Source organism: Halobacillus mangrovi, assembly GCF_002097535.1.
Taxonomy (GTDB): Bacteria; Bacillota; Bacilli; order Bacillales; family Halobacillaceae; genus Halobacillus; species Halobacillus mangrovi_A.
In genome coordinates this window covers 3,917,631-3,934,026 of the sequence record NZ_CP020772.1, presented here as the reverse complement: position 1 = coordinate 3,934,026, position 16,396 = coordinate 3,917,631, and the positions used below count along the sequence as shown (strand labels likewise).

At 41.3% G+C, this 16,396-nt stretch carries 18 protein-coding genes; 13 read left to right on the top strand and 5 right to left on the bottom strand.

Annotated features, from left to right (window positions below):
• The first annotated feature begins 48 nt into the window (after positions 1-48).
• Positions 49-1,140 (top strand): nitric oxide synthase oxygenase, encoded by a 1,092-nt coding sequence (locus HM131_RS19595; RefSeq protein ID WP_085031389.1) that lies wholly within the window; start codon positions 49-51, stop codon positions 1,138-1,140.
• Positions 1,141-1,158: 18 nt separating this feature from the next.
• Here the strand turns inward: HM131_RS19595 and HM131_RS19590 are convergent, their stop codons facing one another.
• Positions 1,159-1,935: a carbon-nitrogen family hydrolase gene (locus tag HM131_RS19590; RefSeq protein ID WP_085031387.1), complete on the bottom strand. Its 777-nt coding sequence runs from the start codon at positions 1,933-1,935 to the stop codon at positions 1,159-1,161.
• A gap of 106 nt (positions 1,936-2,041) precedes the next feature.
• Here HM131_RS19590 and HM131_RS19585 point away from each other — a divergent pair, with 106 nt between their 5' ends.
• The 6 genes from HM131_RS19585 (at position 2,042) to HM131_RS19560 (ending at position 8,128) form a co-directional block, all read left to right on the top strand.
• A complete protein-coding gene (locus HM131_RS19585) occupies positions 2,042-3,787 on the top strand; it encodes a sensor histidine kinase (RefSeq protein ID WP_085031385.1) in 1,746 nt (581 codons plus the stop codon).
• Positions 3,784-4,518: a LytR/AlgR family response regulator transcription factor gene (locus HM131_RS19580; protein ID WP_085031383.1), complete on the top strand. Its 735-nt coding sequence runs from the start codon at positions 3,784-3,786 to the stop codon at positions 4,516-4,518. Before HM131_RS19585 ends, HM131_RS19580 begins: the two co-directional genes overlap by 4 nt.
• 139 nt (positions 4,519-4,657) lie before the next feature.
• Positions 4,658-6,100 (top strand): carbon starvation CstA family protein, encoded by a 1,443-nt coding sequence (locus tag HM131_RS19575; RefSeq protein WP_085031381.1) that lies wholly within the window; start codon positions 4,658-4,660, stop codon positions 6,098-6,100.
• A gap of 306 nt (positions 6,101-6,406) precedes the next feature.
• Positions 6,407-6,682, top strand: coding sequence for a GNAT family N-acetyltransferase (locus tag HM131_RS19570; protein WP_085031379.1), 276 nt, complete (start codon positions 6,407-6,409; stop codon positions 6,680-6,682).
• Positions 6,683-6,705: 23 nt separating this feature from the next.
• The gene (locus tag HM131_RS19565) at positions 6,706-7,176 is read left to right on the top strand and encodes a GNAT family N-acetyltransferase (RefSeq protein ID WP_085031377.1); all 471 of its coding nucleotides are present in this window, start codon (positions 6,706-6,708) and stop codon (positions 7,174-7,176) included.
• Positions 7,177-7,246: 70 nt separating this feature from the next.
• Complete coding sequence (locus tag HM131_RS19560) at positions 7,247-8,128, top strand: diacylglycerol/lipid kinase family protein (protein WP_085031375.1); 882 nt, start codon at positions 7,247-7,249, stop codon at positions 8,126-8,128.
• Between the two features lie 49 nt (positions 8,129-8,177).
• Here HM131_RS19560 and HM131_RS19555 read toward each other — a convergent pair whose 3' ends face one another.
• On the bottom strand, positions 8,178-8,375 hold the full coding sequence (locus HM131_RS19555) for a hypothetical protein (RefSeq protein WP_085031373.1): 198 nt from the start codon (positions 8,373-8,375) through the stop codon (positions 8,178-8,180).
• Positions 8,376-8,951: 576 nt separating this feature from the next.
• Here HM131_RS19555 and HM131_RS19550 point away from each other — a divergent pair.
• A complete protein-coding gene (locus HM131_RS19550) occupies positions 8,952-9,578 on the top strand; it encodes a lytic transglycosylase domain-containing protein (protein WP_085031371.1) in 627 nt (208 codons plus the stop codon).
• 29 nt (positions 9,579-9,607) lie between these two features.
• Here HM131_RS19550 and HM131_RS19545 read toward each other — a convergent pair whose 3' ends face one another.
• Positions 9,608-10,159, bottom strand: a complete 552-nt coding sequence (locus HM131_RS19545; protein WP_085031369.1) for an NADPH-dependent FMN reductase — start codon at positions 10,157-10,159, stop codon at positions 9,608-9,610.
• 215 nt (positions 10,160-10,374) lie between these two features.
• On the opposite strand from HM131_RS19545, the gene HM131_RS19540 reads away from it, so the two are divergent.
• The 5 genes from HM131_RS19540 (at position 10,375) to HM131_RS19515 (ending at position 14,029) form a co-directional block, all read left to right on the top strand.
• Positions 10,375-10,656: a YkvA family protein gene (locus HM131_RS19540; protein WP_085031367.1), complete on the top strand. Its 282-nt coding sequence runs from the start codon at positions 10,375-10,377 to the stop codon at positions 10,654-10,656.
• A 75-nt stretch (positions 10,657-10,731) separates the two neighbouring features.
• Positions 10,732-11,148 carry an organic hydroperoxide resistance protein gene (locus tag HM131_RS19535; protein WP_085031365.1) on the top strand — a complete coding sequence of 139 codons (417 nt, stop codon included), beginning with the start codon at positions 10,732-10,734 and terminating at the stop codon, positions 11,146-11,148.
• A gap of 153 nt (positions 11,149-11,301) precedes the next feature.
• Positions 11,302-11,586 carry an iron-sulfur cluster assembly accessory protein gene (locus HM131_RS19530; RefSeq protein ID WP_085031362.1) on the top strand — a complete coding sequence of 95 codons (285 nt, stop codon included), beginning with the start codon at positions 11,302-11,304 and terminating at the stop codon, positions 11,584-11,586.
• Positions 11,587-12,238: 652 nt separating this feature from the next.
• Positions 12,239-12,850: a metal-dependent hydrolase gene (locus HM131_RS19520; protein WP_085031358.1), complete on the top strand. Its 612-nt coding sequence runs from the start codon at positions 12,239-12,241 to the stop codon at positions 12,848-12,850.
• A 141-nt stretch (positions 12,851-12,991) separates the two neighbouring features.
• Positions 12,992-14,029, top strand: coding sequence for an AimR family lysis-lysogeny pheromone receptor (locus HM131_RS19515; RefSeq protein ID WP_085031356.1), 1,038 nt, complete (start codon positions 12,992-12,994; stop codon positions 14,027-14,029).
• A 58-nt stretch (positions 14,030-14,087) separates the two neighbouring features.
• Here HM131_RS19515 and HM131_RS19510 read toward each other — a convergent pair whose 3' ends face one another.
• Both HM131_RS19510 and HM131_RS19505 read right to left on the bottom strand, forming a co-directional pair.
• The gene (locus tag HM131_RS19510) at positions 14,088-15,623 is read right to left on the bottom strand and encodes a BCCT family transporter (RefSeq protein WP_085031354.1); all 1,536 of its coding nucleotides are present in this window, start codon (positions 15,621-15,623) and stop codon (positions 14,088-14,090) included.
• Positions 15,624-15,726: 103 nt separating this feature from the next.
• Positions 15,727-16,308, bottom strand: coding sequence for a GNAT family N-acetyltransferase (locus HM131_RS19505; protein ID WP_085031352.1), 582 nt, complete (start codon positions 16,306-16,308; stop codon positions 15,727-15,729).
• Positions 16,309-16,396: the final 88 nt, after the last annotated feature.

The following is a 16,396-nucleotide window of genomic DNA, read 5'->3' as shown; positions in this document are numbered from 1 at the left end:
CTATGATAGGATGAAGGGAGGTAGTAAGATACAGGAGGCTTTATCGCTTTGAGTAAAGAACTATACCAAGAAGCTGAACAGTTTATCCGTCAGTGTTACGAAGAACTGGGAAAAACAGATGTTGAACATCGATTGGCTGAAATACATCAGTCGATTCAAGATAGAGGAACGTATGACCACACGTTTGAAGAGTTGGAATATGGAGCAAAAATTGCCTGGAGAAATAGCAATAGGTGTATAGGGCGGTTGTTCTGGAACAGTCTAAAAGTGTTTGATCATAGAGAGCTTGAGAGTGAACAAGAAATACGTGACGCATTAGTGGATCATATCGATTATGCAACGAATAACGGCCGTATCCGTTCAACGATTTCCATCTTCAGGCCGAAGCTTAGTGGTAAGGAGATCCGGTTATGGAATCATCAGCTGCTGAGATACGCAGGGTATGAAACGGATCAAGGAGTGATTGGCGACCCAGCCTCACTGGCATTCACAAAAAAATGTCAGGACCTCGGCTGGAAAGGCACAGAAGGTTCATTTGATATTTTACCACTTGTCATTCAAATTGATGGAAAAGAACCGCAATGGTTTGATATTCCGGAAGAAAAAATTCTCGAAGTTCCTTTAAGACACCCGGAGTATGACTGGTTTGAAGACCTTGGATTAAAATGGTACGCGGTTCCGATCATTTCAGATATGGAGCTAGAGATCGGCGGGATTCATTATACCGCAGCTCCGTTCAACGGGTGGTATATGGAAACAGAAATCGGCGCTAGAAATCTCGCTGATGAATTCCGCTACAACCTTTTGCCTGTGGTGGCTGAAGCCATGGGGCTGAACACAAAACGGAACTCGACACTTTGGAAAGATCGAGCGTTGATTGAGTTAAACCAGGCTGTTATCTATTCGTATAAAACAGATAAAGTGAATATTGTTGATCATCACTCAGCAGCTCAGCAATTTCAGTTGTTTGAAAACAAAGAGCGTAAATGTGGACGCGAAGCTACGGGGGACTGGACTTGGCTGATTCCGCCTATTTCCCCTGCCAGCACTCATATTTTCCATTCAACCTATGAAGACAGGGTGGATACACCGAATTACTTTTACCAGGAAAAAGCTTATGAAAAAAACCCTTCAGATTAGTGGCTGAAGGGTTTTTGCTTATTCATATAGACCAGGGCGACGATCTTGAAAAATCGGAATTTGTTTTCTTATTGCTTCTACCTCATCAAAATCAACTTCTCCATAGAGGATTTCCTCATCTCCGCCGGCTTCGGCAATGATAGTACCCCATGGATCGATAATTATGGAGTGACCTCCGAACGTATTATCAGCATCTGATCCGATTCGGTTACAAGCGATGACAAAGCATTGATTTTCAATGGCACGGCTGATCAACAGGGTTCTCCAGTGGTCTACCCGTGGCTTTGGCCATTCCGCAACGACAAACAGAGCTTTGGAGCCGTCAAGCATGTGTGTACGCATCCATTCAGGGAAGCGAATGTCATAACAAATGACGCCAGCGGCTTTAACACCTCCAAGATTAAAATTCCCTTTTGCATTACCTGAATGGAGGAATTTCTCTTCATTCATCAAACGGAAGAGGTGGACTTTACGGTAGTTCAAAGTTCGTTCACCGGTGGAATCATAGGCAACAAACGTGTTATAAAAATGGCCGCCATCTCTTTCAGCGATAGATCCAGCAATGGTAACGTTATGTTCACGAGCAAGCTCGCGAATCATCTGGTGTGTTGGACCATCCAAAGTCTCAGCTATTTCTTCAAAACGGCTGAGGTCATAGCCAGTGGTCCATAATTCAGGAAGCAACACTAGCTCACTGTCCTTTTTAACAGCTTTCTCAATATACTTTTTTGCGTTGGATCGATTTGTTTCAGGGTCGCCAAATGCGATATCCATTTGTACAATCGCTATTTTCATAGTGAGCACCTCGTTCCTATTATTTACGTTAGATTATTCCATTTGTATGAAACGTTTTCAAGCATGCTACAATAGTAACAAATAGAACGGGGAAAGGACGAGAAAGATGTTCGAATTATTTCTCCCGATGCTGGAGCGACTTGGCATCATTGTAACTGTCGCTTTTATCATTACAAGGTTCCGCTTTTTCCGTGAGCTGATCGACCGCAAGACTTTGCATCGAGAACAGCAGCTTATGGCGATCGGTTTCTTTGGTTTATTCGGTATTATTGGTACTTACACAGGAATCACTTATGATACAAGCTCTTTAGAATTCGGGAGCTGGGCATTAGACCTGGGTGAATCAGAAGCGATTGCGAACTCCAGAGTCATCGGAATCGTCGCAGCCGGCCTGTTCGGAGGATACCGAATCGGGATAGGAGCGGGACTAATAGCGGGTTTACACCGCTTTTCGCTAGGAGGATTCACAGGGTTTGCTTGTGGTATATCAGCTGTTATTGCAGGGGCCATTGCAGGCTTTTTTCATAAAAAAGATCAACCGTTGAAGTTGAAGACTGCTTTGCTGATCGGTGGATTAGCTGAAACGGTGCAGATGGGAATCATATTAGCTGTATCTAAGCCTTTTAGTAGAGCCTGGGAGCTTGTCCAGGAAATCGGACTGCCGATGATTCTCGCTAACGGAGTAGGTTCTGCGCTTTTTTTACTCATTATTAGAAACGTATTGAATGAGGAAGAAAAAGCAGGTGCGCTTCAGGCTCAAAAGGCTTTGAAGCTAGCGGAATCGACCATTGCGTATTTAAGAAAAGGACTGACGAAAGATTCTGCTCAAAAAGCGTGCCAAATCATTTACGATGAGGTGAATGTGAGCGCCATTTCAATGACGGATAAGGAAATCATTCTCGCTCATGTAGGGCAGGCAGATGACCACCATCAGTCCGGGGAGGATATTCAAACCTACGCAACGAAAGAAGTCATCGACCAAGGGGAAATGATCGTTGCAAAGCATGCAGATATCAATTGCAGCCATCCTGACTGCCCTCTTGGGGCTGCTGTCATCGCTCCGTTGAAACGGAAACAGGAAGTTGTCGGTACTCTTAAATTTTACGTACAGTCAGAAAAAGAAATTTCAAATGTATTGCTTGAATTGATTCAAGGCCTGAGTGCGCTTCTTGGCCAACAGCTTGAAATTGCCGAAGCAGAAAAGGCGCAGGAGCTTGCAAGAGAAGCAGAAGTAAAAGCCCTCCAGGCTCAAGTGAATCCACACTTTCTGTTCAATTCACTGAACGTTATCGTTTCCTTAACCCGTACTAAACCGGATCGAGCCCGTTCTCTCCTTATCGCATTGTCGAAGTTTTTCCGGCAGAACTTAGGAGCGACAACGAAGAGATGGACTTCACTTCAAGAAGAACTAAAGCATGTTAAAGCTTATCTCCTTATAGAAGAAGCACGGTTTGTAGACAAGCTGCAAGTCAACTATGAGGTGGATGATTCGGCTCTATCTGTAAAAATTGCTCCTCTGACTCTTCAGCCGCTTGTCGAAAATTGCATTAAGCATGGCATTAAGGATCAGGAAGAGGACTGTAGAATTTCAATTCGAATCCAAGACCTCGACGAAGGAGTAAAGATTACCGTTAAAGATAACGGAAGCGGTATGACACCGGAGCGTCTTCAATCTATTGGAGAGAATGAAGTTGAGTCAGAAAAAGGGACAGGTCTTGGTCTTTTTAATGTGAATAAAAGGTTAGAGCATATGCATGGAGAAAAATCCAAACTCCAAATTGAGAGTGAGCTCGGTTACGGGACGACGATTTCCTTTCTCATTCCTCATAACAGAGAGGAGGTACCCGCATGAAGAATGCGATAAAGGCACTGGTCGTGGATGACGAACGCTTCAGCAGGGAAGAGCTGATTTATCTGCTAAAACCGTATGAGTCTATTCAAATTATTGGAGAGGCAGACTCTGGAGATGAGGCTGTCATGAAAAGCATCCAGCTCCAGCCTGATGTTATATTCCTAGATGTAGAAATGCCGAAAATGAACGGCATGGAGGTGGCTGCGTCCTTACAAGAGTTGAAGAAAGTCCCTGCGATCATCTTTGCCACCGCTTACCCGGATTTTGCTGTCGAAGCGTTTCGTCATGAGGCTGTCGATTACTTATTGAAGCCTTATGATGAAGAACAACTGGGTGATGCAATTACTAGATTAAAAAAGAAGCTGAAGCCACAAGAACCGGAATTTTATTCGAAAACAAAACCTTCTAAGCTGGCCGTTGAAGGGGATGAAGATATCCATTATCTTGACCCAGCGGATATCATGTTTGTGTACCGGGAAGACCGAGTAACTAAAATTGTGGAAAAAGAAAAAGACTATGAAACCAAATGGACACTTAAAGAAGTGGAACAGCGTCTGAAAGGATTCCCATTTTTTCGTATCCATAAAAGTTATCTTGTGAACCTGGATTATGTGGACAGACTGACTCCTTGGTTCAACGGGGCTTATCAGCTGGAACTTAGAGGAAAAAAAGAAAAGCTGTCCGTGAGCCGTAATTACGTGAAAGATTTAAGGAAACAGCTTGAATTGTAAAAACCGTCCTTTTTTGAGGGCGGTTTTTTGGCATGTTAGACAGACAATTCGACATCTTAGACACAATTTCGTCACATGTAAGCGTTATCTTGCTAAGATTTGTGTAAGCGATTACAAATAGTCGAAGGAGGAAGCTGTTGTGATTACGTTTCTTGTGAGTATTGCACTTTTAGTTGTTGGTTATTTTACGTACGGTAAATATGTTGAAAAAACGTTCGGAGTTAATACAGATCGCCAGACGCCAGCTTACACGCATGGTGATGGGGTGGACTACTTGCCGATGGGCCAAAAGCGGAATGCTTTGATCCAATTATTGAATATCGCCGGGGTAGGTCCGATTTTCGGTCCGATTCTAGGAGCGCTTTATGGACCAGTTGCCTTTTTGTGGATTGTACTTGGAGCTATTTTTGCAGGTGCTGTCCACGATTACTTGACGGGTATGATTTCTATACGTAACCGAGGAGCTCACTTGCCTGAGCTTGCCGGTAAGTTTCTAGGAAAAGTGATGAAGCACGTTGTTAATGCTTTTGCGATTTTGCTGCTTGTGTTAGTAGGAACGGTGTTCGTCACAGCACCAGCTGATCTGCTTCACAACATGACAAGCAGCTGGCTGAGTCTGCCGGTTATCTTAGCAGCTATTTTTGCTTATTATTTACTGGCTACAATGCTTCCGATTGATAAAATTATCGGTCGTTTCTATCCGATCTTTGGGGCACTACTATTAATCAGTGCCATTGGTGTTGGAGCTTCTCTCGTATTTACAGGAGCACCCATCCCGGAACTTTCCTTTACAAACATGCATCCGGATAATGCACCGATTTTCCCGCTGTTATTTTTGACGATTTCTTGTGGGGCACTTTCCGGATTCCATGCTACTCAGACACCAATTATCTCTAGAACGACGCAACAAGAAAAACAAGGCCGCCGCATTTTCTACGGTATGATGATTGCAGAAGGGATCATCGCTATGATTTGGGCAGCTGCTGCTATGAGCTTGTTCAACGGATCTGCAGGATTGAATGAAATCCTAGCGAGTGGTGGACCTGCTGCTGTTGTAAGTGAAGTTTCAACCGCTATGCTTGGAGCTGTTGGAGGTACACTGGCTGTACTCGGTGTCATTGTTCTCCCAATCACTTCCGGTGATACAGCTTTCCGTAGTGCTCGTATGATTATCGCTGATTATTTGAAGATTTCACAGAAAAAAATAGCGAGCCGAATTTGGATTGCCGTTCCGTTGTTTGCAATTTCCTTTGTGCTCACACGCATCGACTTCACATTACTCTGGAGATATTTCTCCTGGGCTAACCAGTCAACCGCTGTCATAGCCCTATGGGTCGGAGCGATGTACTTGTTCTTGTCTAGAAAAAACTACTTTATTGCAGCCATTCCAGCAACATTTATGACCATGGCGACGTTCTCCTATATCCTAAATGCGCCTATTGGGTTCGGTCTGCCTCTGAATGTGTCCTATATCATTGCCGCTATCATTACGGTGGCTATCGTTACAGTCTTCTTCATTGCTGCTCGTCGCAGCTTGAATCAGAACATTCCTCTTGAAGAAGAGCTGAAGCCTACAGCGTAATGGGGTGCTGCAGTCCGAACTATCAAAAACAAGTGAGTCAGAAAGAAGAGGAGATCAATAAAGCGGAAAAAGAAAAAATACCGCTATGGCTGAAAATTATGAGTACCATGATCGTCCTTGCCTCTCTAAGCTATTACTGGATATGAATTTAACATCCATCAGATGTTCTGGTGGATGTTTTTTTATTTGTGAATCGATATTGCCCTCGGTAACCTGCAATACATCGCTAATCAGTCGCCTTCGCACTTAAGTTTGCATACGTAATGGTAAAGGAGGGTATGGTTAGTATAGGAAAGGGGAGATAGTATGGATCATACGATTCAGGAAGAACGTGAACGTTTCTATATAGGAGATCAATCAGAACCCATTGCCTTTTTAGATTTTGAGGAAGAAGGAGATACGATGGTTATAACGAGTACTGTCGTCGAACCTTCAGCAAGGAACCAAGGTCTTGCAACTGAACTTGTGGATTATGCCGTAAACTATGCAAGGAAAAATAAATTGCAAATCGACCCTGTATGCCCTTTCGCACGTGATGTGATTAAGGATACGCCAGAATATCATGTGGTGTGGAAACAGTAAGAATTGAAAGAGGAAGTGGTTTTGTGGCAAAAATACGAGAGCCTGAAGAAAAAGACTTAATGTATTTCACTCGTTATGCCATTGAATTTTTTCATCATGTCTACAAAGATAAACCATCAGATTTAACCCTGGATGAGCGCCTGCTTGAACGAAAATATTGGGCTGCTGATCGGTTCGTAGCAGAAAAGAATGATGAGAAATTACTGGTAGCTGAAGTTGAAGGGAAAGTTGTGGGTTATATAGTAGGAACCATTCATGGATCAACAGATGAAGAGAGTTACGGGAATGTGGAAGAATTGTTTGTTGACGAATTTTATAGGCGAGAAGGGGTCGGTACGAGACTTTGCTGTGAGCTGATCCAATGGATGGAAGCACAAGGAGTAACGAACATCCAGATGCTTTTTACATCCGGTCATCCTCGTACAGCGGCAGCTTTTATTGAATCAGTCGGGTTCACATCTGTAAGCACGCTCTATAAATTTACAAAAAAATAATCCTTTCATAGTTTCTTCCCCTCATGAATAAGGAATACGTATAACAATGTGTGTGGAGGAGGAATGACGTTTGAAAAAAGCAATGGTCATAGTAAACCCTGCCTCTGGTAAAGAAGAGGCTTTAGATTATGTGGAAGAAATTAAATCCATTTTAGATGAAAAAGGTTATGATGTAGTCATATCACAAACAGAAAAAGAACTGGATGCAACAAGATATTGCGAGGATGCCTGCAAGAATGAATTCGACCTGGTTGTATCTCTAGGAGGGGATGGTACACTACATGAAACCATCAATGGAATGGTTGATCAGGCTCATCGCCCACTTCTTGGCATTGTTCCGCTTGGGACAGTAAATGATTTTGCCAGAGCACTTCAGCTTCCTTTGGATCCAAAAAAAGCAGTGCAATCTCTTCGCTCGGACCGATCGAAAAAAGTGGATATCGGTAAATTCAATGACCGATACTTTGTGAATATTGTCGCTATAGGCTCAATAGCTGAAGCCACTTATGAGGTAACTGCAGAACAAAAATCTAAATTCGGTCCACTCGCTTATGTAATGGAAGGCTTCAAAACGTTATCCTCTAAAGAAAGTTATCCATTAAGAATTGAGAATGAAGAGAAAAGGTGGGAAGGAGAATGCTTTTTATTCTTAGCCGCTCTCACGAACTCTACTGGCGGCTTTGAGAACTTGTCTCCTGAAGCCAAAGTAAATGATGGTCTGTTGCACTGTTATATCATTAAAAACGTCAGTGTGATTCGTTTAGCTTCAATTGTCACAGCTATTCTTAAAGGCGAGCTAAAGAATCAAGAAGACGTCGAGTATTTTACTGCTCGCCATCTGGATATCCATTCTGAGAATGAACTTGTAACGAATGTTGATGGAGAAGAAGGAGATCCTCTGCCTGTTTCGATAGAGGTGAAACCTTCGCATATTGATGTCATTGTTAATTAAAAAAGCTGTCTCACAACCGGTTCTTAAACCGGGAGAGACAGCTTTTTTGTTAATTCTTGAAGAAGCTGAATAGAGAAAAGAATATGATTACGAATGAGAATAAGGCCATGGCAATTGCTCCGACGTAAAAGAATAAGTCTTCAAAGAATCCTGTAACGGCAGACTCAGCGGATAAATTAATTAAAAAGAAACCTGCCACCACTGCTGCTAAATACAAGAACACGTTCTTATCAAAATTGATATTCATCTTTTCATCCCTCCTTTACGAACAATATATGCTCGTTTAATCCCCAATATTTCCTGTTAACGAAAAAAATTGTTGGGATTAGGAGGAGCAGGGTGGACAAGCTAGATTTATAGATTCAAAAGTCGAATAAAAAAAACCTCTTTTTGATAAACAAAAAGAGGTATGGCAGCGTGCCTTCGATTGAGGGAGACCTGCCATGAAATCTACAGGTCTATTTTTCCTGGCGGGGAAAAATAGATTAGGGTGATTCGACGTAAGAGACAAAAGAGAGTACCAAAGCGTCACAATTTAGACCAGAATTTCCTGAATCCATTTTAATTCCCCGTAAACCCTCGGTTAGTTTATGGGTGTGAAATGGATAGTAATCTCTTTTGATATCTATATTGTATCACTTTATGACCGTCGTGGCTTTGGGAAAAAGATGTCTCAAAATCGTAAATGAATGTTAGTTTTTCTATTCTTTTTTCGCAACTTTTTACTTCATTTGGTAAAGGTGGATAGACATTTCCTAATTTCGTGGTTTTTCTAACTCAAATAGGATAAAATTGGAGTACAAATAAGCAGTGAGGTGGCTCGATGGAAATTAACCAATGGCAATATATGGTCCAGATGCAGGCGATGTCCATGCTGCAAGGAAACTCAGGCGAATCATACTCAAGTCGTTTGAGAGACTTAACCTTTCAAAGTGTGCTGGATGCATATAAAGCTCAACAATCACAGTCATCAATGATCCCGTCTCAAAAAGGTTTAACGAGTATGAATGCATTTCAAACTCAGCCTTTACATATAAAACCAAGTCTTGCTGATACAGAACCCAAGACATCTAAAGATGATAAAGGTATTGATGAGATCATTGGAGAAGCTGCAAAGAAGTATGGAGTCAGTGAGAACCTTATCCGTTCTGTTGTAAAAGCTGAATCAAATTTTGACACCAGTGCAACCAGTCATGCTGGTGCGCAGGGATTAATGCAGCTTATGCCTGATACCGCACGCGGGCTTGGAGTTCAAAATCCATTCGACCCTGAGCAGAACATTATGGGCGGAACCAAGTATTTGAAACAAATGCTAGACCGTTATGACGGGGACTCTAAACTTGCTTTGGCTGCTTATAACGCTGGTCCAGGTAACGTAGACAAGTATGGAGGAGTCCCTCCTTTTCAAGAAACACAGAATTATGTATCAAAAGTGCTTGAACATGTATGAAAAAAGCTTGCCAGCATCTGGCAAGCTTTTTATTTATCAGGTTCGATTTCCTGGCTCATTTGCATGTATTGATTAAACACTCTTGTCATTTCTTTCAAGCGGTTACGAACGTCTTCATCAATCAGCTCGCCCTGAGTAGAGAAATGATTGGTATGTGTGTACACATAATTTGGGGTGACCATGCAACGGAAGTAATTCAAGATCGGCTTCAATTGATTTTCAATCACTAAATGGTGTTGAAGTGTCCCTCCGTTCGCTACAATTGAGACAGGCTTGTAGCGCATAGCCAGCGGAGACACTGCGTCAAATACATTTTTCAGCGTTCCAGGTATGGAACCCTGGAAAATAGGGGTCGCAATGACATATGCGTTTGCCTCTTCCACTTCTTTGATCAGTTGCTGCATATCTTCATTATAATCTTCTGGAGGGCGGCCATCGACGAATTGGAGTTCGTAATCTTCCAAATCAATGATTTTTGTTTCATGTTTATCTGGAAGGTCTGCAATATATTTATCGATTTCATCAAGCAAGGTTCTCGTTTTTTTGCCGACAATTGTTCCATTCAACAGTAGAATCTTCATGTTCCGTGTCTCCCCTTTATTTCTCTTGCTTTATCTTTATGTAATCAAGAATTAGTATTTGTTCGAGCAAGAAGCCTAAAACACGGGATTTGTCCCTGGCGCTTCCGCTTTTCTTTTTATGTTAAAGCATACGTTTTAATTAAGCAATTGTGACTAAGGCCAAGAACAGCAGGGAAGATGTATATTGAATGGCAATATTTAAAGAGGTGAAATCAATGTTTCGGATATGGAGAAGAGTAAAGTTTGTTTTTAACATTAGAAAATCGATCCCTTTCCTTATCCGCTTTTTTCAATCTAAAGAAGTGAGTAATCGAAAGAAAGGGCTATCCATCTTTTTTATTGTTTCCTACATTCTCTTTCCTTGGGATATCATTCCGGATTTCTTACTCCTCTTAGGGATTGTGGATGATGTAGCGGTCTTTACCTATATTATGCAGCTGATGGTAAAAATGGCTCCTGAATCTTTAAAAGAAGAGTACCGAATCGAGGAAGACTAGACAGGTTTAATAGAGTTCAAGAAGAGGTATGAGAATGTTGTGTAGACTTTTAATCCATTTCAAGGAGTGATGATCGTGAGTAAAGTAATGTTTACATCTTCCGCAACCGCGCAAGGAGGCCGAAATGGTCATGTTAAATCAGAAGATGGTTTGATCGACCTTAATCTGGTTATGCCTGGCGAAAGTGATGAAAAGGGCTCAAACCCTGAACAACTTTTCGCAGCTACTTATTCCGCTTGTTATGATGGAGCTCTTAACCTTGTAGCAAGTAAGCAAAAGAAGGATATCGACTCTGAAATTACAGCAGATGTCAGCCTGTTGAAAGATGAAGCTGACAATGGATTTAAAATAGGTGTAGTGCTTAACGTGAAGGTTAAAGGTGTTTCTCAGGAAGAGGCCGAAGAGCTAGCACAAGAAGCTCATAAAGTTTGTCCTTACTCTAAAGCTACTCGAGGCAATGTTGATGTAGAAATTAACGCACAGGCTGTATAAAAGTTAAAACGAAGCCTCCGGAAATCATTCCGGAGGCTTTTTTAATAGGTAAAAATCTTTTTTATATTGGGAAGGATAGCTACTGAGAAAAAAGGTTTATGACTTATGTTAAGCCGTAAAATGTGGTATTTTAGAGTCGAAGGAGAGAAAAATATGAAAATCACTGATCAAGCTCGTGATTTGCTGAATCCGATATTAGAAGAAGAAACTGCCGGCTGTTTACGATTATTTTTTGCAGGGTACGGCTGTGGTGAACCTGACATTGGCATGGCAATAGGTGAACCGGAAGCGGATGATGAATTACATCATATCAATTCTATTCCTGTGGCTATCGATCGGCGAATAATCCATTTGACAGAATCTTTGACGATTGAAGGGAAACAGACAATGGAAGGCCCTAAATTCCAAATGCTTGGACTTCCTGAAAAAGACTGCTAAAACAAAAGCCCGCAATCATTGTGGGCTATTTTACATAATTGTTGATTTTACACTTTATTGAAACTTATTCAGTTTAATAGCAGAATAGTTGAATACTCAATTTCGAGGTACTGTGAGCTTTCCGTTGGCAAAAGTAGAGTTTGGAGGTCCGAGAAATCACTCGCTTTCCGTAGGCATGTGCTGAGCCTCCTCGAGCTAAAGCTCTCCGGGGTCTCACCTATCATGTTCATCCCACAGGAGTCTCGCGATTTCCCGGACCTCCTTACCGCTGTTGGGAGTAACGGAAACGATATTGGTATCGAAAATCTATCTGTAATCTAGGATATCAGAGCCTCCTTACCCCAGTTAAATGGGGCCGTTCATTACCCTACATATGGGTTGGATGGAAAATGACGAGACTCCCGCGGGAGAAGGACCTAGGCGAGACCCCACAGGGAGCGCAGCGAACGAGGAGGCTTGCCAGTTCCCCCCGCAGGAAAGCGAGTCTTTTTCCAGCCAACCTTACGCTTATTACGTAACGGCACCGAGAATATCTCGAATTCAAGTCTTTAAGATAAGAAGGCAATTGTGGAAGAGGACAGATCTTATAAAAGTTAAGAAAAAATTGAAAATATTCACAAACAAATGTTAAAAGAAAGGACTAACTATCATCATGATGGCACCAGGGCATCAAGTCGTAGGGTTCACCTTTGGATTAGGAGCATTGACCCTGCTACCGCAATTAGAAATTACATACGACAAGCCTTTTCAAACCGTACTATTTTTTGTTTTTGTTATATTTGGATCATTGCTCCCTGATATTGATACCCCAACCTCCAGATTAGGGAGTAAATTCTGGAGAGGGTTGATGATTTTATTTTCCGTCGCCCTGTTAAGTTACTTATTCGCGCCTCATTATTTAGATATGTATAGGGAGCAGCTGAAAGTTTTCGTCTTGCTTCTTCTGCCGGTATTAATCATGATCCGGAGTCATCGAAAAATGACTCACTCGCTGTTGTTTATTCTTCTATTAATCGTTTACAGCGTATTGATCGAAAGGATCTTTCATATCCCATGGTTTTACTTGAGTGGACTTATTATCGGAGTCATTTCTCATCTTTTTGCCGATTACATAACCAAAAGAGGCATTCCGATCGTCTATCCAATTTCAAGGAAGCACGTGCAGTTTCTGTTCACCTTCAGGACAGGCTCTTACATTGAGAGAATGATTGTTTACAGCCTGGTCATATGGAATGTATGGTTTCTGACCGCCACGATTTTTTAACAAAAAAGTCTTCTGTCTTTCATCGGCAGAAGACTTTTTGTTTTCAAAAATATTAATTTTCTAATAAATCAAATAATAAACTAGACATTATTGACAAATAACAATAAAATAAAAACAAGCTGGAAGAAGGGATGATGATCCATGGTGAATCACCAAATGATTGAACCTAGTCCTTTGCACCGTTTACAGATGAACCACACTTCCCAATTATATGAGGTTTACAGCTCTTATCTAGAGGATCACTCCAGAGAACTGGCTATGCATCTGACTAAGAAATACTGTCTTAATGAAAAGCCTAAGTCCATAGAAGATCAAATTGCTTTTTTAGAATTTTTATATATGAATGATTTTTTCTCAGAGTTAGAGTTGCTTGTACACTCTAGAGAATTCGATTCCAATGTTTCTATGCTATATCGATTATTAATGAAGAGGAAGCACAAGGCTGTCACAGAATTACAATTTAAAAAAATAAAAGCGTTAAAATTCTCCCACCCCACGCTTCGGTGTTTGCATATGTTTATTATCGTGCACTTTTATTATGACTCAAAGCAATACACGGGACTAGATAAATACTTGGAAGTTTGTGACCAGGCTTTGAGCACGATCAATGAACCTCTCTTATATTATTATTTAAAATTGAGGTTTAACGAGTTGCTGTTTCAGCACTATTGGAAGACGAACAATCCACTGCTAGCTAACAGATATGCTTATAAAATCATCAACTCTGAATTATCATCGAGAAAAATATGTAACATGTATCATGAATTAGCTTTATGTAATTTGTATAAAGGCTATCAATATTCCATACATAACGCCACAATCGCCCTTGAACTCGCAAATAAAAACCTTCTCACCCATACAGCTAAAATGATTAAACACCACACTATCCCTTTCATATCTGCCTTCCATTGCCAAACGGAAAACATCTCCACACCTGACCCAATTGAAACCGCCCATTTAGCTATTGCTGAAAACAATTTCAAAACAGCTGAGAATATTCTATCTCAATTGGATGGGCTGACCCCTTTACAAGAGTGTTATCTTGGGGCAGCTACCAATAGCAAAGGAAGACTTGTCCGTGCACATCATAGATTCATTCATGAACTCGGCGATCAATTTTATGCTCAGATTCCTATCATATATATAGAACGATATTTAAATCGACTCCAAAATTGTTAAAGAGTAAGAAAAAGCTCCCTCAAAATGGCTGAGGGAGCTTTCCTGATTTAGACTTGACTTATCCGTTTTTTCGCTTGTGGAAATGTTGCTCTGTATGTTCTTCTCTTCTTCGTGGCAAAGGTTCTTTTCGTATCATCTTCGTAAAGGCGTAAACGAATAGAATGATAACCACGGTGAATGGGAGGGCAGAGACTAAGGAGGCAGTCTGCAAGGCGTTTAATCCTCCTGCAACTAATAATACTGCTGCAATGGCTGCCATTAATACTCCCCATATAATTTTAATTGGCAAAGCAGGCGTTAAGGTTCCATTAGAAGTCATACTTGCCAAAATATACGTAGCCGAGTCGGCAGATGTGATAAGAAAGGTTGCAATCAATAATATGGACAATATGGACAACAACCCTGTCATCGGGAGGTGCTGATAGGTTTCAAAAAGTGCAACCGTTACATCATTATTTACCGCTTCAGCAATATTGGTACCATTATTCAAGTCACTGTTCAAAGCTGTACCTCCAAAGGTAGCAATCCAGAAACAAGCAATGGCCGGAGGTACGACGAGTACCCCAAATATGAATTGCCGGATAGACCGACCTCTGGATACACGCGCGACGAACGCTCCTACGAATGGAGACCACGCAATAACCCATGCCCAATAAAATATCGTCCAATCTCGCAGCCAGCTGCCTCCTTCATAAGGAGTAAGACGTAAACTGTAGCCTACAAAATTAGTAATGTAATCTCCCAATCCTAGAGTGAAAGTGTTAAGTATGAATACAGTAGGACCAGCGATAAAAACAAAGGCTAAAAGAATTAAACACAATCCTAAGTTAATGTTACTCAGCCATTTAATTCCTTTGTTAAGTCCTGAACTGGAAGAAATTAAGTATAAAGCAAGTAAGGCCCCTGTGATTGCCAGTTGGATCCATATGCTGTTTGGAACACCAAACACCGCTTTTAATCCACCATTCATCTGTAAAATCCCTAAACCGAGAGAGGTGGCAATCCCCATTACAGTGGCAATGACAGCTAACGAGTCAATGGAAGTTTTTACACTTTTTTTCTTACCTAAAACGGGTTCAAGAGCAGTGGACACGAGCCCGTCCTTATCTTTTCTGAACTGTAAGTAAGCGATTAACAAACCAACAATGGCAAAAACGGACCATTGGTTAATTCCCCAGTGGAAAAATGCATAACCCATGGCTACTCGAGCGGCGTCTTCGGTCTGAGCTTCCAGGCTGTTGAAAGGTGTAGTAAAGAAATGACTCATTGGTTCAGCGACACCCCAAAATACTAGTCCGGCACCAAAGCCAGCTGAGAAGAGCATGCCGATCCAGGTGAAAAATGGATACTCAGGTTTTGAATCGGGAGGACCGATTTTGATCTTGCCATATTTACTGAGTGCCAGGGCAACTAAGAATATTACGAAACCAAAAACAGAAATTAAGTAGAACCAGCCAAAATTGATTGTGGTGAAATTAAACAGAGTTGTAGCGACAGCACCAAAGCCTTCAGGGTTTACGGCACCTAGAATAACAAGGACCAAAATCACTGAAGCAGAGATCATAAACACTGGATTTCTAAATTCTTTTTTCATAGGAGCTCCTTTCTGCAAAATAAGACGTGAAGAGGTGTAGAATTTTATGAGGTTGGTTGGTTATTCCCTATAATTTCCTAATAAAAACATCCTCTTTCTTCATTTATGTATAGTTCTTCTTATTTTCATTTCTTTTTAACAGATACTCTTCTTTCAAGACCCCCATCAGCATAGTATCGTAATATTGTCCTTGAACATATTCGTTCTCTCTTAATCTTCCTTCTGTTTGAAAACCAACTTTTTCGTATAACCTTACTGCTTGAGTATTTCCGCTCCATGTATCCAACTGGACCCTGCGCATATTTAAAGTAAGGAACAAATGATCCAGAAGGGTATAAAGAATATCTTTTCCATATCCTTTCCCCCAGTACTCCCGCTCGCCAATACTGAGACCGACTTCGGCACTCCTCGTCACCGGGTTTAAATTTCGGTAATCACACTTCCCGATTGGATCCTTTGTTGCCAACGTATAAACCATAAATACGTTCCCATCTTGCCATAAATTATGGGAGGTCAAGTTTTGTTCATAATGAGCCTGGATGGCTTCTTTTGGGTTGTTGTTCTGAAGCGCAGATTGGCTTCCAGAGCCTAAAGAAGTAAGGGCTTCATCGTTGGCCCACTCGTACAGCTTATCTAAGTCATTTCTTGACACAGGTCTTAATTCGACCAGTTCTCCTGTCAGCAAAATTACATTCCTCCTTTAGATGATATTTTAGCAGATGAGCAGTATATTTGTCAGAATAAATTGAATTTATTGGATGGTGATACTTGAT